19 protein-coding genes are annotated in these 24,569 nt (G+C 72.2%); 15 read left to right on the top strand and 4 right to left on the bottom strand.

The window, feature by feature from the left end:
* The first annotated feature begins 4 nt into the window (after positions 1–4).
* The 5 genes from NQU54_RS09815 to NQU54_RS09795 all read left to right on the top strand — a co-directional run bounded on the left by NQU54_RS09815 (position 5) and on the right by NQU54_RS09795 (position 9,136).
* Positions 5–1,372 (top strand): M64 family metallopeptidase, encoded by a 1,368-nt coding sequence (locus tag NQU54_RS09815; protein ID WP_257630716.1) that lies wholly within the window; start codon positions 5–7, stop codon positions 1,370–1,372.
* Between the two features lie 502 nt (positions 1,373–1,874).
* Positions 1,875–3,569 (top strand): serine/threonine-protein kinase, encoded by a 1,695-nt coding sequence (locus tag NQU54_RS09810; RefSeq protein ID WP_257630715.1) that lies wholly within the window; start codon positions 1,875–1,877, stop codon positions 3,567–3,569.
* Between the two features lie 87 nt (positions 3,570–3,656).
* Positions 3,657–5,504, top strand: a complete 1,848-nt coding sequence (locus NQU54_RS09805; RefSeq protein ID WP_257630714.1) for a serine/threonine-protein kinase — start codon at positions 3,657–3,659, stop codon at positions 5,502–5,504.
* A 121-nt stretch (positions 5,505–5,625) separates the two neighbouring features.
* The gene (locus NQU54_RS09800) at positions 5,626–7,236 is read left to right on the top strand and encodes a succinic semialdehyde dehydrogenase (RefSeq protein WP_257630713.1); all 1,611 of its coding nucleotides are present in this window, start codon (positions 5,626–5,628) and stop codon (positions 7,234–7,236) included.
* Between the two features lie 109 nt (positions 7,237–7,345).
* Positions 7,346–9,136, top strand: coding sequence for a GMC oxidoreductase (locus NQU54_RS09795; protein WP_257630759.1), 1,791 nt, complete (start codon positions 7,346–7,348; stop codon positions 9,134–9,136).
* Between the two features lie 114 nt (positions 9,137–9,250).
* Here the strand turns inward: NQU54_RS09795 and NQU54_RS09790 are convergent, their stop codons facing one another.
* Together NQU54_RS09790 and NQU54_RS09785 are read right to left on the bottom strand one after the other, a co-directional pair.
* A complete protein-coding gene (locus tag NQU54_RS09790) occupies positions 9,251–10,279 on the bottom strand; it encodes an LAETG motif-containing sortase-dependent surface protein (protein WP_257630712.1) in 1,029 nt (342 codons plus the stop codon).
* A 765-nt stretch (positions 10,280–11,044) separates the two neighbouring features.
* A complete protein-coding gene (locus NQU54_RS09785) occupies positions 11,045–11,314 on the bottom strand; it encodes a chorismate mutase (protein WP_069870491.1) in 270 nt (89 codons plus the stop codon).
* Positions 11,315–11,622: 308 nt separating this feature from the next.
* Between NQU54_RS09785 and guaA the strand changes: the two genes are divergently transcribed.
* The 5 genes from guaA (at position 11,623) to NQU54_RS09760 (ending at position 16,882) form a co-directional block, all read left to right on the top strand.
* Entirely contained in the window at positions 11,623–13,209 is a 1,587-nt protein-coding gene (gene guaA / locus NQU54_RS09780) for a glutamine-hydrolyzing GMP synthase (protein WP_257630711.1), read from the top strand.
* 139 nt (positions 13,210–13,348) lie between these two features.
* On the top strand, positions 13,349–13,960 hold the full coding sequence (locus NQU54_RS09775; RefSeq protein ID WP_257630710.1) for a Uma2 family endonuclease: 612 nt from the start codon (positions 13,349–13,351) through the stop codon (positions 13,958–13,960).
* Between the two features lie 65 nt (positions 13,961–14,025).
* A complete protein-coding gene (locus NQU54_RS09770) occupies positions 14,026–14,823 on the top strand; it encodes a class II aldolase/adducin family protein (protein WP_257630709.1) in 798 nt (265 codons plus the stop codon).
* Between the two features lie 105 nt (positions 14,824–14,928).
* The gene (locus NQU54_RS09765) at positions 14,929–16,224 is read left to right on the top strand and encodes a hypothetical protein (RefSeq protein WP_257630708.1); all 1,296 of its coding nucleotides are present in this window, start codon (positions 14,929–14,931) and stop codon (positions 16,222–16,224) included.
* A 76-nt stretch (positions 16,225–16,300) separates the two neighbouring features.
* Positions 16,301–16,882 (top strand): DoxX family protein, encoded by a 582-nt coding sequence (locus tag NQU54_RS09760; protein WP_370685161.1) that lies wholly within the window; start codon positions 16,301–16,303, stop codon positions 16,880–16,882.
* Between the two features lie 103 nt (positions 16,883–16,985).
* Here NQU54_RS09760 and NQU54_RS09755 read toward each other — a convergent pair whose 3' ends face one another.
* Positions 16,986–18,794 (bottom strand): serine/threonine-protein kinase, encoded by a 1,809-nt coding sequence (locus NQU54_RS09755; RefSeq protein ID WP_372505840.1) that lies wholly within the window; start codon positions 18,792–18,794, stop codon positions 16,986–16,988.
* Positions 18,795–18,916: 122 nt separating this feature from the next.
* Here NQU54_RS09755 and NQU54_RS09750 point away from each other — a divergent pair, with 122 nt between their 5' ends.
* The 4 genes from NQU54_RS09750 to NQU54_RS09735 all read left to right on the top strand — a co-directional run bounded on the left by NQU54_RS09750 (position 18,917) and on the right by NQU54_RS09735 (position 22,730).
* The gene (locus NQU54_RS09750; protein ID WP_257630706.1) at positions 18,917–20,227 is read left to right on the top strand and encodes a PspC domain-containing protein; all 1,311 of its coding nucleotides are present in this window, start codon (positions 18,917–18,919) and stop codon (positions 20,225–20,227) included.
* Positions 20,224–20,499, top strand: a complete 276-nt coding sequence (locus NQU54_RS09745) for a hypothetical protein (RefSeq protein WP_093705954.1) — start codon at positions 20,224–20,226, stop codon at positions 20,497–20,499. The genes NQU54_RS09750 and NQU54_RS09745 overlap by 4 nt, the downstream gene beginning before the upstream one ends.
* A 189-nt stretch (positions 20,500–20,688) precedes the next feature.
* The gene (locus NQU54_RS09740; RefSeq protein WP_257630705.1) at positions 20,689–21,963 is read left to right on the top strand and encodes an ATP-binding protein; all 1,275 of its coding nucleotides are present in this window, start codon (positions 20,689–20,691) and stop codon (positions 21,961–21,963) included.
* Positions 21,960–22,730 (top strand): LuxR C-terminal-related transcriptional regulator, encoded by a 771-nt coding sequence (locus NQU54_RS09735; protein ID WP_306278535.1) that lies wholly within the window; start codon positions 21,960–21,962, stop codon positions 22,728–22,730. Before NQU54_RS09740 ends, NQU54_RS09735 begins: the two co-directional genes overlap by 4 nt.
* Before the next feature lie 62 nt (positions 22,731–22,792).
* On the opposite strand, the gene NQU54_RS09730 is transcribed toward NQU54_RS09735, so the two are convergent.
* Positions 22,793–23,644: a helix-turn-helix transcriptional regulator gene (locus NQU54_RS09730; protein ID WP_257630704.1), complete on the bottom strand. Its 852-nt coding sequence runs from the start codon at positions 23,642–23,644 to the stop codon at positions 22,793–22,795.
* 86 nt (positions 23,645–23,730) lie between these two features.
* On the opposite strand from NQU54_RS09730, the gene NQU54_RS09725 reads away from it, so the two are divergent.
* The gene (locus tag NQU54_RS09725) at positions 23,731–24,540 is read left to right on the top strand and encodes an SDR family NAD(P)-dependent oxidoreductase (protein ID WP_257630703.1); all 810 of its coding nucleotides are present in this window, start codon (positions 23,731–23,733) and stop codon (positions 24,538–24,540) included.
* Positions 24,541–24,569 lie beyond the last annotated feature (29 nt).

Below are 24,569 nucleotides of genomic sequence, written 5' to 3'. Positions count from 1 at the left end.
CACCGTGCGCAGACGCATACGGAGCCGCATACGCAGCCGCATCCCCCTGCGCACCGCGGCCGTCGCCGGAGGCATCGCCCTGGCGGCGGCCGCGGCCATGTCCGCACCGGCCACGGCGTCGCCGGGCTCGACCGGCTCCTCCGCCACGGCCGACCCGGCCCCGTCGCAGCGCACCGTGGACGTGGAGTACTTCACCGGTCCGGGCGGCCACCCCCACCACACCGAGGTCCCGGCGGCCGCCCCCGAACGGCTGACCCGCGCCGCCCGCTCCCTGTCCGCCGAGGAGGCCGCCGCGGACGGCCAGGTCACCTCGCTCATCGGCAACGGCACCACGGCCGACAAGCTGGACGTCGTCTTCATCGGCGACGGCTACACCGCGGGACAGCAGGCGGACTTCCAGGCCGACGCCCGCTCCAAGTGGGACCAGATGTCCGCCGTGGAGCCGTACGCCTCGTACAAGGACCTCTTCAACGTCTGGACCGTGGACGCCGTCTCCAACCAGTCCGGCGTCTCCGGCGACCCCTCCAGGGACGTCGTCAAGGACACCGCCCTCGGCTCGTACTTCTGGTGCGACAACACCGAGCGGCTGCTGTGCGTCGACACCGCCAAGGTCGAGTCCTACGCGGCCAAGGCGCCCGAGGCCGATCTGGTGGTCGTCCTGTCCAACTCCACCAAGTACGGCGGCGCGGGCTACACCCTCACCTCGCAGGTCGGCTACGACGGCATCGCCACCGCCTCCTCCGACCACCCCGACTCCGACCAGATCGCGGTGCACGAGACCGGCCACTCGCTCGGCAAGCTGGCGGACGAGTACTTCTACCCGGAATACGGCACCTACACCGGCGCCGAACCCGGCGAGTCCAACGCCACCAAGCTGACCGCGGCGCAGCTGACCGCCCAGCAGAAGAAGTGGTACCGCTGGATCGGCCAGACCTCGCCCGACGGCGGCACGGTCGGCGCCTATGAGGGCGGCCGCTACTACCCCAAGGGCATCAACCGCCCCACCGAAAACTCGATCATGCGCACCCTGGGCCGGGAGTACAGCCTTCCCGGCCGTGAGGCGATGATCGCGGGCTTCTACAGCCACGCCAGCGTGCTCAGCAGCCGTACGGCCACCGCCACGGCCGTCAAGCGGTCGGCGGGCATCGAGGTGAGCGTCCCCAAGAGCGCGTCGCTGAAGTGGTACGTCGACGGGGCGGAGGTCACCGCCGCGAACGGTAAGGCGAGCGTCACCCCGGCGGACCTGGGCGTCCCGAGCGACGGGGCGAGCCACACCGTCACCGCGAAGGCGACGGACGGCACGGCCGCGGTGAAGGACCCGGAGCTGCGGAAGCGGCTGAGCGACTCCCGGACGTGGAAGGTCACCGGCTGACCCTCCCGTCCCCCTGACTGGCCGCCCCGTGGACCCCCGCCGCGGGGCGGCCAACCCTCCTTTTTTTGGAGGCTCGGTTCGCCTCCGGGGCGCTTGTGCCGCTGTCGACGGTCGACCGTGCTCGGCCCCTCGTTCCTCGGGGCCTCCGCGCGCTCTCCCTTTCGACAGCGATGCGCCCCTTCGGCTCACTCGCCGGAAGAGCCAAGCACCCGGAGGCTCTACGGCACCCTGAGACTCGTCCCTAGTGCCCCGGCCGGTAAGACCAAGAGCTCGGATGCTCTACTGCGCCCATAGGCCCGCCCGGTTGGTGCGGGGAGGTGCCCCTCGGCCGGTCAGCCCCAGGGGCCGGAAGCGTGAAGTTGCCGATGGGGCGGCCGCGGTCCGCCCCTTAACATCGGCCCGCCCTAGATTTCCGTATGCCGCGCCCGGGTTCAATCGCCCGTGGGGGTGGGGCGGCGGTCCGGTGTTCTAGGGCCTCGGCGGGGTGAGGCAAGATGAGCCCATGGGTACCGGGGGAGAGGGTCGCCTGATCGCCAACCGCTACCGGTTGGCCACACGGCTCGGACGCGGCGGAATGGGCACGGTCTGGCGGGCCGTCGACGAGCTTCTGGGGCGTGAAGTCGCGGTCAAGGAGCTCCATGTGGACGAGGGGCTCGCGGCCTTCGACGCGCAGTTGCGCGGTGAGCGCACCCTGCGCGAGGCGCGGACCGTCGCGCAGATCAAGCATCCGAACGTGATCGTGCTCCACGATGTGATCGAGGAGGACGGCAGCGCCTGGATCGTCATGGAGCTGGTCGACGGGTTCTCGCTCGCCGACCGGTTGGGCGCCGAGGGCCCCGTCGGGGCGCGTGAGGCGGGGCGGGTCGCGGCCGCGCTGCTGGGCGCGTTGCGCGCGGCGCATGCGCGCGGGGTGCTGCACCGGGACATCAAGCCCGCCAATGTGCTGGTGGAGTCGGGCACCGGCCGGGTCGTGCTGACGGACTTCGGGATCGCGCAGGTCACCGGGTCCACCACGATCACCGAGACCGGCTCGTTCGTGGGCTCGCCCGAATACACCGCGCCGGAGCGGATGTCGGGGCGTCGTACCGGGCCGGAGTCGGACCTGTGGTCGCTCGGGGTGCTGCTCTGCACGCTGGTGAGCGGTGAATCCCCGTTCCACCGCGAGTCCCTGGCCGCGGTGTTGCACGCCGTGGTGTTCGACGAGATCCCCGTGCCCGAGGCCGCCGGGCCGCTGAAGCCGGTCATCGAGGGGCTGTTGCGGCGGGCTCCGGAGGAGCGGCTGAGCGCCGACGAGGTCGAGCGGATGCTGGTGATGGCCCAGGAGGTGGGCGACACCCCGGAGATCCCGCTGGAGTACACCCCGACCCAGCCCAGCGTGCCGTTCGGGCCGGACGGCCGTGGTTCGTCGGCGTCCGTGCCCGTGCCGCCCCCGGGGCCTTCCCCCGCGTCCGTGCCTCCGGCATCTCCGGCCGCCCCGGCCGCCCCGGCCGGACGGGCCCGTTCCGGTCGTGGTGCGCGCCGTCGTGCCGTCCTTATGGCGGCCGCCGCGGTGGTCGCGCTCGCCGGTGTGGCCGCGGGCGTCGTGGCGATGCTGGACAACGGGGGCGGTGAAGGCGACAAGGCGTTGGGCGGGCGTACGAGCCAGAGCGCCGACAAGGAGAGTACGCACGGCCCGAGCAACCCCAAGAAGTCGCCGCAGCGCCCCGTGAAGGACTCCGAGCCCACGGCGAGTCCGCCGGCCGGGATCCCCGAGGGCTATGAGCTGGTGAACGATCCGCTCGGCTTCTCGCTCGCCGTGCCCGAGGGGTTCGCCCGCGAGTACAAGGCGCCCCGGGTCTACTACAACTCGCCCGGTATGGAGTTCCGGATCGGGATCCATGTCCAGGAGCAGAGCCCCGAGGGCCCGCTCGGGCTGAGCCGTAAGGCGGACGCCAAGGGCCCGCAGGACTATCCGGGTTACCGCAGCGGCCAGGTCATCGAGACGGAGCACGACGGCCGCCCCGCCGCGCTCTGGGCGTTCATCTGGAACGGTTCGGCGGACGACGGCGGCTCACGGCAGACATACGACCTGAGCTGGAACGAAGACGGGAAAATGTTCGACCTGTGGCTATCCGCCCCGGTGGGGGAGAAGTCCGTAGGAAAGCGGCATTTCGACACCGCCGCCGTCACCTTCTCGCCTCCCGGCGCGGCGAACTGAACGGCGGCGCAACGGCTTTGTCACGAGCGTCCACAGCGGCTTCCCAGCGGTGGCGGACGGTGCCACACCCTGGGTAATGATGGGCGCATGACGAACGACGGGGGACGGGCGAACGAGCCCACCAGCTACAGCCTGCGGCCGCCGCACGCTCCGGCCGCCCCGGTGCCGGCGCCCCAGCCGCCACCCGAGGCATCCGATGCGCCGCCTCAGGGGTCCCGGCCGCCGGGCCGGGCGGCCGAGGCGGCGGGGCCGGGGCGGAGCGCGTACGAGCCGACGCAGTTCGCCGATCCGCGCGGCGGGCCCCAGCCGCCGACCGGAGAGCCGCCGACCGGAGAGCCGCCCACTGGAGAGCCGCCGACCGGGGACCGGTCCGCCGAAGAGCCGCCCGCCGGGCAGCAACCGGCCGCCGGGGCGCAGGATCCGAACAGCGGGCGGCTCATCGGCGGCCGCTATCAGCTCGTCTCCCGCCTGGGCCACGGCGGTATGGGCACCGTATGGCGGGCGCACGACCAGATCGTGGACCGCGATGTCGCGGTCAAGGAGCCGCGCGTCCCCGACCATCTCCCCGAGCGTGAGCGGCAGACCGTCTACCAGCGGATGCAGCGCGAGGCGCGCGCCGCGGCCCGGATCGACCACCCGTCCGTCGTCACCGTCCATGACGTGGTGGTCGAGGGCGGCCGCCCCTGGATCGTGATGGAGCTGGTGCGCGGCCAGTCGCTGGGCGACCGGCTGATGGAGGGCACGCTGGATCCGCGCGAGGCGGCCCGTATCGGCCTCTCCGTGCTCGGCGCGCTGGCGGCGGCCCATGAGGCGGGTGTGCTGCACCGCGATGTGAAGCCGGACAATGTGCTGCTGGGCCGGAGCGGCCGGGTGGTGCTCACCGACTTCGGTATCGCGCAGATCGAGGGCGAGCAGCGGCTCACCGAGACGGGCGGCTTCGTGGGCTCGCCCGAGTTCATCGCGCCCGAGCGGGTGCTGGGCCAGCGGCCGGGGCCGGAGTCCGACCTGTGGTCGCTGGGCGTCGTGCTGTACGCGGCGGTCGAGGGCATGTCCCCGTTCCGCCGCTCCCACGCCCCCGCGACCCTCCAGGCCGTGCTCGGCTCCGAACCGCAGGTCCCCGCGCGCGCCACCGGGCCGCTGGCCACGCTGATCATGCAACTGCTGCGCAAGGACCCGGCGATGCGCCCGGCGGCGCCCGAGGTGCGGCAGGCCCTGGAGGCGGCGGCGAAGGAGCCGCAGCCGGTGCCCACCATGCTCGCGACGGCCGGATACGCGCCGGGCGGCGCTCAGCGGTCCGCGGGCAGCCGCTTCGTACCGCCCATCCTGCACAGGAACCGTAAGGCGCAGCTCGGATTGGGCGGTCTGGTCCTGGTGGTGGCCGCCGCCCTGGTGCTGACGATCATGAAGCCGTTCTCCGGTGAGGGGCTGCCGCCGGGCTGGACGGTCCGGGAGGAGCGCGATGTCGTGGGCGCGTCCCTGGCCGTGCCCGGCGAGTACCGGCGGGTCCAGGACGACAGCGACTCGGACAACCCGGTGGTCACCTACTACGACCCCAGCGGGGTCTTCACCGTCTCCCTGAAGCGCTCCACCCCCGACGGCGAGAACGACCCCGCGAGCCTCGACGCGGCGGCGGACCAGATCGTCGCCTTCTACAAGGACGGCGGCGGGGCGACGGTCGAGGAGGCCAAGAGCGAGCAGACCGGGGCCGGGCAGCAGGGGAAGGCGGCGCGGGACGTCACCACCTCCTATCTGCCGTACGGCACCAGCAGCAACAAGAACCCCATCCGGTATGTGAAGCGCGATCACCTCTACATCAACAAGGCCAAGGTCGCCTGGGATCTGACGGTCACCATGCCCGCCCATGGCGACGCCCAGGAGCACGGCGAGGAGCTGTACGAGCGCATCGTGCGCAATCTGAGGATCGACCAGCTCTGAGGGGATCGGGCGGGTCCGCCGAGGGTGGCGGACCCGCCCACGGCGGACCCGCGGGGGCCGCGTGACGAAAGTTGTTACCGCCGGGTACCCAAAGCCGCCGGGCGCGCCTACCCTCGCCCCCATGACGGACTCGCACATAACGCAGGACGGCACCGGTAACCCGGTCGCCCCCGAAGGCACCCGCACCGCGGCCGATGTCGTCACCCCGGAGCTGATCGCCCGGCTCACCCGGGGCGTCGTCGGCAGTGGCACCACCGTCAGCCACACCCCGTTCACCGGGGAAGTGCTCGCCTCCGCCCTGCCCGAGTCCACCCCCGAGGACGTCGCCACCGCCTTCGGATGCGCCCGCGCCGCCCAGCGGGCCTGGGCCGCGACCCCCGTACGCCGGCGCGCCGCCGTCCTCCTCCGCTTCCACGATCTGCTGCTGAGCCGCCAGCCGGAGATCCTGGACCTGATCCAGCTGGAGACCGGCAAGACCCGGCTGCACGCCCAGGAGGAGGTCCAGGGCGTCGCCGTCGTGGCCCGCCATTACGGCCGTAAGGCGCCCGCGTATCTGCGCCCCAAGGGGCATCTGGGCGCGGTGCCCACCCTCACCAAGGTCACCGAACTGCGCCAGCCGCGCGGCGTCGTCGGCCTCATAGCGCCCTGGAACTACCCCCTCCAGCTCTCCGTGGGCGATGCGATACCCGCCTTCGTGGCGGGCAACGCCGTCGTGATGAAGCCCGACACCGAGACCGCGCTGTCCGCCCTGTGGGCGCGTGAGCTGATGGTGGAGGCCGGGCTGCCGGCCGGGGTGTGGCAGATCGTGATCGGGGACGGCCCGGTGGTCGGCCCCGCCGTGGTCGAGGGCGCCGACTACGTCTCGTTCACCGGCTCCACCCGCACCGGCCGCGAAGTGGCTCGGGCCGCCGCCGCCCGCCTGGTGGGCTGCTCCCTCGAACTCGGCGGTAAGAACGCCATGCTGGTGCTGCACGACGCGGACCTCGACCGCGCGGTCGACGGCGCGGTGCGCGGCAGCTTCGCCTCCGCCGGGCAGCTGTGCATCTCCATGGAGCGGCTGTACGTCCACGAGTCGATCGCGGACACCTTCCTGGAGCGCTTCGCGGCCCGTACGAAGGCCATGCGGCTCGGCACCGCCCTCGCCTACGGCGCGGAGATGGGCTCGCTCGTCTCCGAGCGCCAGCTGGAGACCGTCACCCGCCATGTGGACGAGGCCGTCGCCAAGGGCGCCACGGCGCTCGCCGGCGGCCGCCCCCGCCCCGACATCGGCCCGTACTTCTACGAGCCGACGATCCTGGACGGCGTGGAGTCCCCGATGGCCGTCTGCACCGAGGAGACCTTCGGCCCGGTCGTCTCCGTCTACCGCTTCGGCGACGAGGACGAGGCGATCGTGCGCGCCAACGCCACCGCCTACGGCCTGAACGCCAGCGTCTGGACCAAGGACGCCCGGCGCGGACGCGCGATCGCCGCCCGGCTGCGCGCGGGCACGGTCAACCTCAACGAGAGCTACGCCGCCGCCTTCGGCAGCGTCGCCTCTCCGATGGGCGGCATGGGCGACTCCGGGCTCGGCCGCCGCCATGGCTCCGAGGGCATCCTCAGGTTCACCGAACCGCAGACGGTCGCCCAGCAGCGGCTGATGCCGCTCGCCCCGGCCTTCGGGATGACGGACGAGAAATACGCGGACTTCATGACCCGCAGCCTGCGCGCGCTCAAGGCACTGCGCCTGCGCTGACCAGTACATTTCAAGGGAGGTACCAGTGTCAGGGGAGAAGTCTGCCCACAGCCGGGAGCAAGGGCCCGGACCCGATGAGGACTTCGGCACGGTCGAGGCCCTCGGCGCCGTGGACCACAGCGACGACGCCGACTTCGACTACGACGTGATCGTGATCGGTTCGGGATTCGGCGGGTCGGTCTCGGCCCTGCGCCTGACCGAGAAGGGCTATCGGGTCGGCGTCCTCGAGGCGGGCCGCCGCTTCACCCCCGAAACCCTGCCCAAGAGCTCCTGGGACCTCCGCAACTACCTCTGGGCCCCGGCCCTCGGCTGCTTCGGCATCCAGCGCATCCATGTCCTGGGCAAGGTCATGGTCCTGGCGGGCGCCGGGGTCGGGGGCGGCTCGCTCAACTACGCCAACACGCTCTACGTACCGCCCGAGCCGTTCTTCCGGGACCGCCAGTGGGGGCACATCACCGACTGGCAGGAGGAGTTGCGCCCGCACTACGACCAGGCGCGGCGGATGCTCGGAGTGCGCCTCAACCACACCCTCACCCCGTCCGATGCGCACCTCAAGGCGGCCGCCGAGAAGATGGGCGTGGGCGACACCTTCCATATGGCACCCGTGGGGGTCTTCTTCGGGGACGGCCATGACGCCGACGGCGCCACGAGGGCCGAGCCGGGCCAGGCCGTCCCCGACCCGTACTTCGGCGGCGCCGGCCCGACCCGTAAGGCGTGCACGGAGTGCGGTGAGTGCATGACCGGCTGCCGCCACGGCGCCAAGAACACCCTGAACGAGAACTATCTCCACCTCGCCGAGCGGGCCGGTGCCGCCGTCCACCCGATGACCACCGTCGTCGCCCTGTGCGACGACCCGCACGGCGGCTATACGGTCACCACCGTCCCCACCGACAACCGCCGTAAGGGCAAGCCGAAGGCGCTGCGTTCCCGGTACGTCGTCCTCGCCGCCGGTACGTACGGCACTCAGACGCTGCTGCACACGATGCGGGACAAGGGGCTGCTGCCGCGCGTCTCGGAGCGGCTCGGCATCCTCACCCGCACCAACTCGGAGGCCCTGGTGGGCGCGCAGACCACCGACCGCCGCTACCGCCGGGCCCGGGACGGGGATTCGCGGGCGGACTTCACCCGGGGCGTCGCGATCACCTCGTCCATCCACCCCGACGAGAACACCCATATCGAGCCGGTCCGCTACGGCAAGGGCTCCAACGCGATGGGGATGCTCTCGATCCTTCAGATCCCGCACGGCGGCCGTCTGCCGCGCTGGCTGCGCTTTCTGGGCGCCAACCTCCGGCATCCCACCCTGGCCGTGCGCTCGCTGTCCAACCGCCGCTGGTCCGAGCGGACCATCATCGGCCTGGTCATGCAGACCCACGACAACTCGCTGACCACCTACCGCAAACCGAAGGGGCCGGGGAAGGGGCTGCTCACCGCCCGCCAGGGCCACGGCGAGCCCAACCCCGACCACATCCCCGAGGGCGCCGAGGCCGCCCGCCACATCGCCGACTCGATCAACGGCTTCGCGGGCAGCAACGTCGGCGAGCTCATGGGCACCCCGCTGACCGCCCACTTCCTCGGCGGCTGTCCGATCGGGGCGTCCCCGCAGGAGGGCGTCATCGACCCGTACCACCGGCTCTACGGCCATCCGGGCATCCATGTGGTCGACGGCGCCGCGGTCTCGGCCAACCTGGGCGTCAACCCGTCCCTGACCATCACGGCCCAGGCCGAGCGGGCGATGTCCCTGTGGCCCAACAAGGGCGAGCCCGACCCGCGTCCGTCCCCGGAGGAGCCGTACGAACGCCTCCGGCCCGTCCCACCGCGCGGCCCCGCCGTACCGGCGGACGCCTACGGGGCCCTGAGGCTCCCGCTGCTGCCGGTGCCGAAGGTCCCGCCGGGCACCTGAGCGCCGGGCACCTGAGCGCCGGGCACCTGAGCGCCGGGCCTGAGCGCCGGGCCGGGCTCAGCGCCGGGCGGCCGGACGGGCCGGGATCGGCCCGTCCGGCGCCCCTCGGGACCGTCAGACGGCGGTGGCGCGACGGCGGCGGACCACGAAGACCGCGCCTCCGCCCGCGGCCATCGCCACACCGCCGATCACGGCGATCATCGGCAGCGCGGAGGAGGAACCCGTTTCGGCCAGGCTGCCCTGCGGGTTGATCTCCGTGTCGCCTTCCGGCTTGTGCGGCAGCGGCTTCTTGCCACCCTGCGGCTTCGGGTCGGCCGGCGGCACCTTGCCCGGCTCCGAACCCGCCTTCAGCACGTCGAACTCGTAGTACTCACCGGTCGAGTAGACGCAGTTGCCCTCGTCGTCCGCGTACACGCCGACGCTGATGGCGTAACCGAAGCCCTCGGGCGCGCTCTTGGCGACGCTCAGCCGGAGGTCGACCGTAAGGGTCTCGTGCGGGCGCACATCGGTGTAGCCGATGTAGCCCGAGCCCGGGTCGTTCTCATCGGTGGAGATGGCCTTCCAGGCGCCGGACTCGGGGTCCTTGAACTGGAGGGTCAGGTACTTGCCCGTCCCGTCGGGGGCGGACTCGTGCACCGTGCCCGCGAAGACCCCGAAGTCGACCCGCTGGTAGGCGCGGTCCGAGTCGTTCTTCACCTGGACCTTGAAGCCGTGGAAGCCGCTGCCCGCCACGACCTTCGACGGCAGGCCGACCAGGGTGGTGCTGAGCTCCGGGTCCTCGTTGTAGTCCCCGTCGTCCGCGCACTCGCCGTCGCCCGGCTCCTCGGTCGGCCCGGGGGTCGGGGTGGCGGTCTCGGTGGGGGTGCCGGACGGGGTGCCGGACGGGTCGCCGGGGGTCGGAGCCTGGGTGGCGCTCGTGGACGGCGCCGGGGTGGTCTGCGTGGGCTCGTCGGTCGGAGCGGTCTCCGTCGGGGTGGGCGACGCCGACGGGTCCTCCGGAGACGGTGTGACGGTCTCGGAGGCGGACGGCGACGGGCTCTCGCTCGGCGGCTCCTCGGCGAACGCGGCGGGGGCCGCGAGGAGCGCGGCAGGGGCTATGGCGGCGGTCGCTGCGGCAGCCACCAGGGCGCGGCGTAGCTTCATGAAGACCTCTCTGGGTCCGTACGTATCCCTCGTGGGCGATACGCAGGTGGAAGGCCGTCGCGGTGGGGGCGCGGGATGGCCGTGCGTTTGCACGTACATGACCAGGCCGATGGCCGAAAGGTTGCCTTCACAGTTGCCCACAGAATGGTCACAGAATCCGCGACGGACGCCCGACCTCGCACGTCATCACCCGTACGGCGCGTGACCGGCCCGAGCGCGGGCTCGTTGTGCCCGGTGCCGCGCCAGCCAGGAGCGGCCCGGAAAATCCACGCGTGGCTCAGATCCGCCGAAGCGATGAGACGCGGCCCCTGTGGTGATTCAGGCGGCGCGTCGTGGGACCTCGCTTCGGCGAGGTGACCGGTCGGCAGGGGACAGCAGCCCGGTCACCACCTCAAGGACGGTCGGTCCCGGGGACGCCTGGGGCCGACCGTATCCGGTCGAAACGGTTGCGCCCGGCGCTCCGCATCCACCACGATGCTGAGAGGGAAAACGCCCCCGGTCACATCCCGACATTGGTCCGACCACGCGGGCGTACGCCGTTCAGACACCCCTGACATACGGGCCCCAGAAGCCAGCGGCGCAACCCCCCGGCGCCGCCCCTCAGCACCGGCGCTGCCCTGACGCCGGTGCTGACCGCCTAGGGCCCCGGGGGCGCCCGCCCCGTTCGGGCGCCCCCGGGGCCCTTCGCCTCTCCGCGGGCCCTTCGCGTGTCCTTGGGCCCTTCCGCCTGTCCGCGGGCCGTTGCCCGGTCGGAAGGCGGAGGCGTCAGACCCGGCCCCGGCACAGCTCCAGCAGCGTCATGGCGAGCGTCGTACCGGGCTTGCCCAGCCGCTGCCGGTAGCGGTCGAGGATCTCCATCTCGCGGGAGAGCTGCACCCGCCGCCCGCCCGCCGCGATCCGCGCCTCCTGGACGGTGGCGGACACCGCCATCCGCTCCCGGACGAGATCGAGGATCTGCCCGTCCAGGGCGTCGATCCGCTCCCGTGCGGCGCCGATCACATCCGCGGTCTCCGCGCCCGTACTACTGCTGCTCATATCCGTGTCTCCTGGTCCATGTCGCGGAGCCCTGGGGTCCGGCCGAGGCCCGGAGGAGAAGACAGAGCGCCCCGGGCCTTTGCCGGCCCGGGGCGCCTGGGAAGTCGCTGTCAGTTCTTACGCAGCACGACCATGGCAGCCGGACGGGCCGGTGCCATAGGTAAAGACGAAGGTCATGCGCGTGGACATGGCGCCGATTATGAGCCCGTTAGAATCGAAAGTCCAAACCTGCGGTTCCGGCCCCCCAGGCCGCGGTCCCGCCGCAGACCCGTTCCACCGCACGCCACCACCGCCGGAAGGCCGCCGAAGTGCCATCAGCGACCCCTGCTGCCGCCCCCGACACCGTCCTGGTCGTCGACTTCGGCGCGCAGTACGCCCAGCTCATCGCCCGCAGGGTCCGTGAGGCCCGGGTCTACAGCGAGATCGTTCCGTCCACCATGCCGGTGGCCGAGATGATCGCCAAGAATCCGAAGGCGATCATCCTCTCCGGCGGCCCCTCGTCGGTCTACGCCGAGGGCGCGCCCACGCTCGACCCCGCGATCTTCGAGGCGGGCGTCCCGGTCTTCGGCATGTGCTACGGCTTCCAGCTGATGGCCACGGCGCTCGGCGGCAGTGTGGACAACACCGGGGCGCGCGAGTACGGCCGTACGGCGCTCGCCGTCAGCAAGCCGGGCTCGACGCTGTTCGCGGGCACCCCCGAGGAGCAGCAGGTGTGGATGTCGCACGGCGACGCCTGCTCCAAGGCCCCCGAGGGCTTCACCGTCACCGCGTCCACCGATGTGGTGCCGGTCGCGGCCTTCGAATGCGATGAGCGCAGGCTGTACGGCGTACAGCACCACCCCGAGGTGATGCACTCCACCTACGGCCAGCAGGTGCTGGAGCACTTCCTCTACCGGGGTGCGGGTCTGGAGCCCACCTGGACCACCACCAATGTGGTCGAGGAGTCCGTGGCCGCGATCCGGGAGCGGGTCGGCACCAAGCGCGCGATCTGCGGGCTGTCCGGCGGTGTGGACTCCGCCGTGGCCGCCGCCCTCGTCCAGAAGGCCATCGGCGACCAGCTGACCTGCGTGTACGTGGACCACGGCCTGATGCGCAAGGGTGAGTCCGAGCAGGTCGAGAAGGACTTCGTGGCGGCCACCGGCGTGCATCTGAAGGTCGTCGAGGCCGAGGAGCGGTTCCTGTCCGCGCTCGCCGGGGTGTCCGACCCCGAGGAGAAGCGGAAGATCATCGGCCGGGAGTTCATCCGGGTCTTCGAGCAGGCCCAGGCCGAGCTGGTGGCCGAGGCGGGCGCGGCCGGTGAGGCCGTGGAGTTCCTGGTCCAGGGCACCCTCTACCCCGATGTCGTGGAGTCCGGGGGCGGCACCGGCACCGCCAACATCAAGTCCCACCACAATGTGGGCGGGCTGCCCGACGACATCGAGTTCAAGCTGGTCGAGCCGCTGCGCAGGCTGTTCAAGGACGAGGTGCGGATGGTCGGCCAGGAGCTCGGCCTGCCGGACGAGATCGTCCACCGCCAGCCCTTCCCGGGACCCGGCCTGGGCATCCGGATCGTCGGCGAGGTCACCAAGGAGCGCCTGGACCTGCTGCGCGAGGCCGACGCCATCGCCCGCGAGGAGCTGACCGCCGCCGGCCTGGACCGCGACATCTGGCAGTGCCCGGTGGTCCTGCTCGCCGACGTCCGCTCGGTCGGCGTCCAGGGCGACGGCCGTACCTACGGCCACCCGATCGTGCTGCGCCCGGTCTCCTCGGAGGACGCGATGACGGCGGACTGGTCGCGGCTGCCGTACGACGTGCTGTCGCGGATCTCGACCCGCATCACGAACGAGGTCGACCAGATCAACCGCGTGGTGCTGGACATCACCAGTAAGCCGCCCGGCACCATCGAGTGGGAGTGACCGCCGCGCCCCCTCCGGGTCGGATGGTCATCTGGTCGTCAAACGCCGACGCCGTCGCTCATTCGTTTGAGCGGCGGCGTCGGCGTTTGCGCTGGGTACTCTGTGCGCAGAGGCGAGACTCCGTCCTATGGGAGCAATCATGAGCGCCGCACACGAGTACGGGCTGGACGAGCAGTACGGGCAGTGCGAGTGGCCCCGCCCGCCGCAGGGCGGCTGGACGGCGGACGACCTCGACCGGCTTCCGAATCTTCCTCCGCACACGGAGCTGATCGACGGGAGTCTCGTCCTCGTGAGTCCGCAGGCCGCGTTCCACGCACGTGTCATGAAACTGCTCCAGATCGCCTTGGCGAACCAGGCGCCGGTGGAGTCAGAGGTCCTGCCGGAGATGAGCATCCGGCTCGATGAGAAGAATCAGCTCGAGCCGGACGTCTTGGTGACGCGGGCGTACGAGTTTCTTGACGCGTACCAGACCTGGTACGGCCCTCAGCAGATCCTTCTGGCCGTGGAGGTCGTGTCGCCGGACTCCAAGGAGCGCGACCGCGAGGTCAAGCCACGCAAGTACGCGGGTGTCGGCATTCCGCATTTCTGGCGGGTGGAGGAGGACGGCGGCCTTCCCATCGTGTACGTCTACGAACTCGACCCCGCCGCGAAGGCGTACCAACCCACGGGCATCTACCACGACAAGCTCCGCCTGACCGTTCCGTTCCCCATCGAGATCGACCTCACCGCGATCAATCGCCGTAGGCCCTGACTCTGGCCTCCTGCGATACCCGGAGGTAGCTTCCGCTCCAGCACCCCAGAGGAGCGGAGCTGCCGATGACGAACGAGCCGCAGACCCCCACCCCGATACCGACCGATCAGCTGCGGTTCACCATGCCCCCGCAGCACACCTCGCTCCCTGACGAGCGCCGCCATCGCAAGGAGCGGCTGGCCGCCGCGCTGCGCCTGTTCGGGCGGTTCGGCTACGAGGAGGGGGTCGCGGGGCACATCACCGTACGGGACCCGGAGTTCACCGACTGCTACTGGGTGAACCCGTTCGGCATGCCCTTCGGCCACATCACCGTGAGTGATCTGCTGCTCGTCAATGAGGCGGGCCAGGTGGTCGAGGGAGGCTCCCACGTCAACCAGGCGGCCTTCGTTGTTCACTCTTCCGTGCATCGGGCGCGGCCGGACGTCGTGGCCGTCGCACACAGCCGCTCGGTGCACGGCCGCGCGCTGGCCGCGCTCGGCGAGCCGCTGGAGCCGATCACCCAGGAGGTGTGCGCGTTCTTCGAGGACCACGCGGTCCACGGGGGCACCACGGGGGTCGTCGTGGACGAGGACGAGGGGCGCGCGATCGCGGCCGCGCTCGGCGGGTACAAGGCCCTCATCCTGCGCAATCGCGGTCTGCTGACGGTCGGGGACTCGGTCGACGCGGCCGCGTGGTGGTTCATCACGATGGAGCGGGCCGCCCAGGTGCAGCTGACCGCGAAGGCGTCGGGCAAGCCGGTTCCCATCGACTACGCCGACGCGATGCGGACGCGCGAACAGCTGGGAAACGATCTTGTGGCCTGGATCAACTATCAACCTCTGTATTTGCAGATCACCCGCGATGAGCCGGACCTGCTGAGCTGACACCTTCCGCGGTGCGGCACAATCCCCTCTCAACACATGTCAGTTGGGCGGTGCCGTGCGAACCCGCGGCCCCGTACGGAACGAGTGAGCGACGGAGCGACCCGCGTGGCGTTGGAACAGGCGGAGAACGCCACGACGGCAGAAGGACAGCATCCCCATGGGCACCCTCATGGCCACAAGGGCTGTGAATGCCCTCAGGGGGCCCGTGAGGGCCATCGGAGGGCCGTGGCCGCGTTCGTGGCCCTGCGGGAGCGTTTCGCGGCCGGAGAGGGCCTTCCAGCGGCTCTCGTCCACTCGGCCGGGGCGTCCCGGCAGTGGGTCTCGGACGAGTTGGCCCACGCGGCCCGTTCGGTGGGCGACAGCGGCCGCGCCGAGACCTCGGCCTGGCGCCACCGGGTGTGGCGGCGCACGGCGTTCGTGGTGTGGGGCGCGGTCGGGGCGCTGCTGATCGTCCAGCTGGCCACGGCGATCGGCGCGGGCTGGTCGGTCGCGCGGACGGCCGGGCTCATCGCGGCCGTGGTCACCGCGGCGCTGCTGACCCTCGCCGCCCGGCTGCACCGCGGGGGCGGCGGCCCGCTGGCCCCGCTCGTCGGCGAGGACAACCGCCTCTCCACCTCCCGTACCGTCGCCGCCGCCTGGCTGCTGATCGCGGTCTTCGCGGTGCTGGTGCTCGGCGGCGAACTGGCCGTGGACCCCGGCGACCGGCGGCGGCTGACCGACGGTCTGGCCCTCGGCCACGCCGCCGGGCTCCTTACCGTCGCCGCGTCGACGTGTGCGGTCGCTGTGCTGGCCCGGCTCGTCGTGGCGGCCCGGGTGCGGGCGCAGCGGCTCCAGAAGGTGCGGGCGGTGCGCCCGCGCGCCGCCGATCTGCTGACCGACGACGCGGGCCGCGGCAGCTTCGCCGATGTGCAGTACGTCGTCGTCCACACCGCGGCCCTCGCCTTCACCGCCGTCCGCCTGGCCCGCGAGCCGTGGCGGCTGCCCGATGTGCCGTGGGGCCTGACGCTACTGGCGGCCGTGTCCGCGGTGATGTACCTGACCGGGAAGTACGCGGAGGGCGGCCGGCCGACCGTGCTGTCCGTCGTGCGGGTCCGCCCCGAGGAGGGCGCCATCGACCGCGACGCCGCGATCCGCACCGGCGACGACATCGAGATCCGCGGCAGCGGCTTCGTCCCGCCGGGGGCCCAGGACCCGGAGCGGCTGGCCAAGCTGGTCGTCCGCATCGGCGCGGTGCATGTCCATGTCCCGCTGGTTCCGGAGGCCGGGGGCTTCAGCAGCCCGACGGACACCGCGCTCACGGTGCCGGTCCCGGTGGACGTGGAGCCGGGCCGGGTGGATGTGCAGGTCGTGACGGCCTCGGGGGCGGAGACCAACCGCTATCCCATCGATGTTATGGACTGAGTCGTTCCGGACCGCCGCTCCGTATGGTTTCGTCGAGCGCGCAACTAAACGGCGTGCGACGGGAGAGGCGGGCGGCATGAGACACGCGGATCGTATGGCCGGTTCGGGGACGGCGGGCAGCGGCGGCAGTGTGCACGGCATGAGTGCGGTGAGCGGTATAGGCGGGCAGCAGCCCGTCGGGGTCAGGGCCACGGCCGCCCGTTACGCGCTGCTGCCACTGAGGATCTTCCTCGGCGTCACCTTCGTCTACGCCGGAATCGACAAACTCACCGACTCCGCCTTCCTGGCCGACTCGGGCACCGGCTCCATCGGCGAGCTGATGCGTCAGGTACGGGACAGCTCGGCCATACCGTGGCTGGTGGACCAGGGCCTCAAGGACCCCACCGCCTTCGGCTACGCCATGGCCTACGGCGAACTGGCCGTCGGCCTCGGCATCCTGGTGGGTCTCCTCTCCCGCCTGGCCGCCCTCGGCGGCGCGCTGATCTCGCTGAGCCTGTGGCTCACCGTCAGCTGGCAGTCGGACCCGTACTACTACGGCAACGACCTGGCCTATCTGATGGCGTGGCTGCCGCTGGTGCTGGCCGGGGCGCCGTATTTCTCCCTGGATGTCCTCATTTCCAAGCGCAGGCGCCGGCAGGGCTCGCAGCTCTTCACCTAGCCCGCGACCCTTCACATGGCCCGCGGCTCCCACGGGAGGCGCGTCCCCACGCGGGGCGCGCCTCTGCGAACAGGCCCGTGGCCGGGGCCCGGCCCCCGTCCCGTCAGTCGATGATGCGGAAGCCGTTCCGGACCTCGTCGAAGATCGGCCGGTAGGTGCCCCAGTCCGCGTCCGGGGCGCTCAGGTAGATCGCGTACTCCTTTTCGCCCTCCTTGCCGAAGCCGAGATCGATCGCGCGGAACATCCGGGCCTCGCCGCGGAATTTGCACTCCCAGATCGCGGCCGGCATGCCCTGGTACTTCGTCTCTTGCAGCCGCAACCGCTGGTAGATCGGGTATGCCTTCTTGAACGCGACCTCGACGTCCTCGAAGTGCTGGACCTGGTCGGCGGAGGCGAAGTCGAGGACGTTGATCCGCAGACCGATCATCCGCGTGGGATCGAGGTAGCGGACCTCCTGGGTGCGGTCGACGGTGTTGCCGTCGGGGTCGTTCTTCTCCTGGCGGGTCCAGCCGTCGGGGATGGGGAGGGAGAAGCCGAACTTCTTCTCGGTGACCATGTGGTAGCCGGACGGCGGGGTGTACGGCTTGGCCGGGGAGGCCGACGGGTTGTTTGTGGGCGACGACTGCCCCCCGCCGTTGTCGTGGTCGATGCCGAACATATAGACGCCGCCCGCCACGGTCACGACCGCGAGGGAGGCCGCCACGGCGGTCCACACCGCCTTACGGTTCGACTTCGGCGCCGGAGGAGGGGACGGGGGAACGGGCACCGGGCCCGGTGTGAACAGCGGGGTCGCCGTGCTCGAGGTCGGGGTCGGGCCCGGGGCCGGAACGGCCGGCCCGGCCGGTGTCGAGGCGGTGACCGAAGGGAATGGCGTGGGCGGCGTGGGCTGCGCCGGCGTGGGCGTCGGCGGCGTGGGCTGCGCCGGCATCGGAGTGGGCGGCGTCGACTGATACGGGGCGGGGCCCCCGTGCGCGGGGGGCGAGTTGTGGCCGGTGGTGCCCGTGGTCCGGTCCGGGGCCGGGTTGGCGGGTCCCCGCAGCGTCGTCAGGTTCATGGTCGAGTCCAGCGGCGGCGTCGGCAACGATGTCGTCTCGACCTCCGCCGCGGGCAGCCGTAGCGCCCGTTCGGTCTCCTCCGCGGTGGGCCGCAGCTCCGGTTCCTTCGCCAGCAGCCGCTCGATCAACGGAGTCAGCGTGCCCGCCTGTTTGGGCGGGTCCAGCGGATCGACGGCGATCGCGTAACCCGTCTCGATCGCCGTGGCCTTGCGGAACGGCGGCCGCCCCTCGACCGCCTGATAGAGCGTCGCCCCCAGCGCCCAGAGGTCCGACGCGGGGCCGGGCTTGCGGCCCCTGACCCGCTCGGGCGCGATGTAGTCGATGGAGCCGACGACCTCGCCGGTCTTGGTCAGCGTCGAGGTGCCGGTGGCCACCGCGATGCCGAAGTCCGTGAGCACGACCCGGCCTTCGGGGCCGAGCAGCACGTTGCCGGGCTTGACGTCCCGGTGCAGCACTCCGGCCGCATGCGCGGCGCGCAGGGCGGCGATCATGCCGCGGCCGATGCGGGCGGCTTCGTCGGGGGAGACGCTCCCGCCGTTCTTCAGCAGGTCGGCGAGGGTTGTGGAGGGCACGTACTCCATGACGATGCACGGCAGTCCCTGATGGTCCACCACGTCATGGACCACGACCACATTGGGGTGGGTGATACGGGCCGCGCTGCGCGCCTCGCGGCGGGTGCGTTCATGCAGCGTCGTCAACTCGTCCTCGGCGAGGTGCGGAGAGACGTAGAGCTGCTTGACCGCGACCTGGCGGCCCAGCAGTTCGTCCTCCGCGCGCCACACGGTGCCCATGCCACCACGGCCGATCTTCTCGGCCAGGCGGTAACGTCCGGCTATCAGGTGGCCTTCGTCCGACACCGCTTTCCCCTCCCGCACACGTTCGTCCGACACGATAGCCGCCGTGACCCCTGGGAGATCTCAGGGAAGACCTAGGGGCATGCCGGATGTCGCGGGTGCGGCCGTGTTGTCACCATGGACGTATGACCGATGCACCCACCGTGGCGGACGAGGCCGAGGCCGCGTCCGGTTCCCGGCTGTCACAGACGCCACTTAGGCGTAGCCGTGACCACAAGGTGATCTCGGGGGTGTGCGGAGGGCTCGGCCGCTACTGCGATCTGGACCCGGTGATCTTCAGGGTGGCGCTGTCGGTGCTGGCCGTCGCGGGCGGCCTCGGCCTGATCGTGTACGGCTTCTGCTGGGTGCTGATCCCGTTCCACGGCGAGGACGAGAACGAGGGGCGCAGGTTGCTCTCGGGGCGGGTCGAGGGCCCGGGGCTGACGGCGGTGCTGGTGGCGCTGGTGGGCTGCGGGCTGTTCCTGTCGATGCTCAACAACGCCAGTGTCATGTACTTCTCGTTCATGCTCGCCCTCGCGGCCGCCGGTGCGGGCTACTGGTCGCACCACCGCCGCCAGGCGCAGAGCGTGGGCGCGGTGGACGCGGCCACGGCCCAGGCGGTCGCCGACGCGCCGCCCGAGACCAAGGCCCCGCCCACGCGCGGCGGCCCCTCCTGGTGGCGTGACCCGATCATCAAGGACGGTACGACCGGGCCGCTGGGCTCGGCCGCGGGGGCCGGGTCGCGGACCGGCTATCTGTGGGGGCCGGACGACGGCCCGTACGACAAGGCCGAGGCGAAGGCGGAGCGGGCCCGCCGGGTGCCGGACCGGGCGTCGATCGGCGGCTGGGCCTTCCTGGTGGCGGTCGCCGCCGCCGTGGTGGGGGCGCGGGCGGGATGGTCCTCCCAGCCGCTGGGCACCAGCCTGGAGATCGGGTTCGCCTGTGCGCTGGGGGTCTTCGGGCTCGCGCTCGTCATCGGGTCCCGCTGGGGGCGCGCCGGAGGCGGCACGGTGTTCCTCGCGCTCCTTACGAGCGTGCTGCTGGCGGGCGCGGCGGCCCTCCCCGACTCCGTCACCCCCGACTGGGCCCGCCGCACCTGGGCCCCGACCTCCGTGGCCGCCTTGCGCGGCGGCTATGAGCTGGGCGGCGGGGTCGCCGAGCTGAAGCTGGACCGCCTGCCCCTGGCGGCGGGCAGCACCGTCTCCAGCCGGGTGGAGATGGGCGCGGGCAAGCTGGCCGTGACGGTCCCGCGCGACGCCCGGGTGAAGCTGGACATCGAGGTCGGGATCGGCGACATCTGGCTGCCGGGCGAGAAGAAGGACAAGCACAACGTCGACATCGGCCCGGGGCGGGAGCGCAAGCTCACCCTGGAGCCGGCGGGCGGCGGCAAGGCCGAGGGCACGGTCTCGCTGAAGCTGGAGATGGGGCTGGGCGCGGTGGAGGTGAAGCGATCATGAGGCGTCATTCGTTCGGTCATAGATTCGACCACTCGTTCGGTCACTCGTTCCCCGACCGGTCCCGCCACGCGTTCGAGCCGGGCAAGCTGGTGGCCGGTCTGGTGATCATGGGCGTGGCCGCGGCGTACGGGATGGACGCGGCCGGGGAGTGGAACGTCCGCCCGGAGATCGCCCTCCCGGCGCTCCTGGGCGGCCTGTGCGCGGCGGCCCTGACCTCGGCCCTGACGTACGCCCTGCGCCGCCGGTCGCGGCGGGCGGCCCCGGAGGACTGAGAGCGGGCCGGGGCCGGGGCGCGTGTGCGGGGGCGGTCCCCAGCGTGCCGGTGCGGTCCTCAAGGGGCTCAGGGGCAGCTCGGGGATGGCTCCGGGGCGGCTCCGGGCCGCCGCCCCCGGGCCCGGGTCGGGGGACGATCAGGGGCGACCCTGATACCCGTTGTCGGCCGGACGTGTGACGATCGAGCCATGACCGCCGCTGTGCCCCCTACGGCCCCCGAGCCACCCCCGCGCAAGCTCTACCGCAGTGCCGAAGGCCGCCTCCTCGGCGGTGTGGCGCGAGGGCTCGCGGGGCATCTCGGGCTTCCGGTCTCCTGGGTGCGGATCGTCTTCATCGCGCTGTTCATGGCGGAGGGGTTCGGCGCGCTGGTCTACGCGCTCTTCTGGTTCATCGTCCCGCTCGGCGTCGGCGGCGTGGAGACGACCACCATCCGCCCGCTCACCACCGTGGGCCCCGACGGCCGCCGCCGGATCCTGGCCCGCAGGCCGGAGCGGGGCCAGATCATCGCCCTCGTCGCCCTCTGCGTCGGCATGGGCATCTTCATCCAGGGCTTCCACCTCGGCCGCGCCAACACCTACATCTGGCCGCTCCTCCTCATCGGCGCGGGCGTCGCCCTCTTCTGGCGCCAGGCGGACAACGCCCGCCGCGCCCAGTGGGTCGAGCTCAGCCGCAGCAAGCGGGTGCTGCCCCTGGCCCGTGCCGCCGCGGGGGTCGTGCTGGTGGCCGCCGGGGTGTCCGGGATCGTCGTCCTCCAGGGCTCGGCCAGGCACCTGGGGGCCGTGCTCCAGGCGGCCCTGGCCGTCCTGGTCGGCATCGCGCTGCTGGCGGGCCCGTATGTGGTGCGGATGACGCAGGACCTCTCCGAGGAACGGCTGATGCGCATCCGCGCGCAGGAGCGGGCGGAGGTGGCGGCCCATGTCCATGACTCCGTGCTGCACACCCTCACCCTGATCCAGCGCAGCGCGGAGGACCCCCGCGAGGTGGCCAGGCTCGCCCGCGCGCAGGAGCGGGAGCTGCGCGCCTGGCTCTACCGGCCGGAGGGCACGGGCAAGGACGAGGCCGAGGAGCCGGACACCCTCGCGGAGGCGGTGAAGAAGACGGCGGCGGAGGTCGAGGACCACCACGGCGTCCCGATCGAGGTGGTGGTGGTCGGCGACTGCCCCCTGGACGAGAGACTGGGCGCCCAGATACAGGCGGCGCGCGAGGCGATGGTCAACGCGGCCAAGTACGGTGGCGACGGCGGGGCCGTCCAGGTCTTCGCCGAGGTCGAGGGGGCCACGGTGTTCATCTCCGTGCGCGACCGCGGCCCCGGCTTCGACGTGGACGCGGTGCCGGAGGACCGGATGGGCGTCCGCGAGTCGATCATCGGCCGGATGCAGCGGAACGGCGGCACGGCCCGGCTGAGATCCGCGCCGGACGGGGGCACGGAAGTGGAGCTGGAGATGGAGAGGGCGGCGACATGACTGATCCGACGGGCGGTACGAACGCGGGGAGTGGCCCCGGGGCGCAGGGCCTGCCGGGCGCCGTCCCCGCGCCCGGTCCGGGCGGGACCGACGATGCCGGGGTGGCGCGCCGGGTGCGGGTCGTGCTCGTGGACGACCACCGCATGTTCCGCACCGGGGTGCAGGCCGAGATCGGGGAGACGGCCCGGACCGGTGTCGAGGTGGTCGGCGAGGCGGCCGACGTCGACCAGGCCGTGACCGTGATCACCGCGACCCGCCCCGAGGTGGTGCTGCTCGACGTCCACCTCCCCGGCGGGGGCGGCGTCGAGGTGCTGCGCCGCAGCGCCTCGCTCATGGCCGACCAGGATCGCCCGGTGCGCTTCCTCGCGCTCTCCGTCTCGGACGCCGCGGAGGACGTCATCGGGGTCATCCGCGGCGGCGCCCGTGGCTATGTGACCAAGACCATCACCGGCACCGACCTTGTCGACGCGATCTTCCGGGTCTCCGAGGGCGACGCGGTCTTCTCCCCGCGCCTCGCCGGTTTCGTCCTCGACGCCTTCGCCTCCACCGACGCCCCGCCCGTGGACGAGGACCTGGACCGGCTCACCCAGCGCGAGCGCGAGGTGCTGCGCCTGATCGCGCGCGGCTACGCCTACAAGGAGATCGCCAAGCAGCTGTTCATCTCGGTGAAGACGGTCGAGAGCCATGTCTCGGCGGTGCTGCGCAAGCTCCAGCTCTCCAACCGCCATGAGCTGACCCGCTGGGCGACGGCCCGCCGCCTGGTCTGAGTCCGGGCCCCGGCTCCGGTCTTGGCCCCGGCCTCGGCCACAGAGGCATGGGGGACGGCGGCTCAGCCCGGCACCTCCATCCGCTGGGTGCCGACGACCGAGAGCAGCCGCAGCGCCTCCTCGGACGGCGAGCCGGGGTCGGCGGTGTAGATGACCAGCCGCTGGTCCCGGTCGGAGATGTCCAGCGCGTCGCAGTTGACGGTGATGGGCCCCACGAGCGGATGGTGGAACGTCTTGCACAGGGCGGGCCGGCCGGACACGTCATGGGAGTCCCACAGCCGGGCGAACTCCTCGCTGCCCGAACGGAGCTCGGCCACCAGCCCGGTCACCTCGGGATCGTCGGGGTAGCGGGCGGCCGCGGCGCGCAGGGTCTCGGCCGAGGTCCGGGCGGACTCGTCCCCGTCCGTCACCCCGTACAGCCGCCGCCCCTCCCGCCGTGGCCCGAGGAAGGCACGGCGGACGAGGTTGCGGTCGCGGCGCGAGAGCGCGGAGAAGTCCTCCATGAGGGCGGCCGCCAGGTCGTTCCAGGCGATGACCTCGTACGTCGCGGACACCACGATCGCCGCCGCCTGCGGCAGCCGCCGCAGCAGGTCCAGGATGCTCTGCCGCACCTCGCGCGAGGGCCCGGCCGCCGGGCCGGGAGGGGCGCCCGCGAGATGGTGGAGATGGACCCGCTCGGCGTCCGCCAGCCGCAGGGCGCGGACCAGCCCGGTCAGCACCTCACGGGACGGGCGCGGGGCGCGGGCCTGCTCCAGCCGGGTGTAGTACTCGGTCGAGATGAACGCCAGCTGCGCCACCTCCTCGCGCCGCAGCCCCGGGGTGCGGCGCCGCGTCCCGGCGGGCAACCCCACATCGGCGGGCGTGATCCGCTCGCGTCGGCTGCGCAGGAAGGCCGCCAGCTCTTGTCTGTCCACGCCTTCAGTGTGCGCGGACGGCGTGGGCTCAACCAGGTACCGCCGGTGCCTGGCTGGGCTCCGGCATCCGCAGCAGCCTCATGCACATGAACAACACACCGAACCCCACGCTCGACACCCCGACCCCCGCCCCGGCCGCCGGCCTGCTGGCGGGCAAGGTCGCCTTCATCACCGGCGCCGGGCGCGGCATCGGTGCCGCCGCGGCGCGCCTCTTCGCCCGGGAGGGCGCCCGGGTGCTGCTGGCGGCCCGTACGGAGGCCCAGCTCAAGACGGTCACCGAGGAGATCCGGGCGGCCGGGGGCACCGCGGACCACGTGGTGTGCGACCTCGCCGACGCGGTGAGCGTCCGCGCCGCCGTCGACCGGGCCGTGGAGCTGTACGGCCGGCTCGACGTGGCCTTCAACAACGGTGCGACGATCCAGCAGCCGGGCCCGATGGACCAGCTGCCGGAGGCCGACTTCGACCACGTCTACGCCGTCAACCTCCGGGGCCCCTGGCTGGCCATGAACGCCGAGGTCGCGGCCATCCGCGCCACCGCCGGAACGGGCGCCATCGTCAACAACTCCAGCGTCGGCAGCCTCGCCGGCAACCCCGAACTCCCCGCGTACGGCGCCATGAAGCGTGCCGTCAACAGCCTCACCGAATCCGCCGCCGTCACCTACGGCCCGGAGAACATCCGCGTCAACGCCATCGCGCCCGGTGCCACCCTCACCGAGATGATCCGCGCCTGGGAGGCGGAATCCCCCGGCGTCGTCGAACGCATCAGCACCCACGCCCCCCTGCGCCGCGCCGCCGACCCGGACGAGATAGCCCAGGCCGCGGCCTGGCTCCTCAGCGACCGTGCCTCGTATGTGACCGGTGTGGTCCTCCCGGTGGACGGCGGCACCCGGGCCTGAGCCGACCCGTGGCGGCGGCTGAACCACCC

This window comes from Streptomyces malaysiensis subsp. samsunensis, assembly GCF_024519315.1.
Lineage (GTDB): Bacteria > Actinomycetota > Actinomycetes > Streptomycetales > Streptomycetaceae > Streptomyces > Streptomyces malaysiensis.
This window is presented reverse-complemented; position numbering and strand designations above follow the sequence as displayed.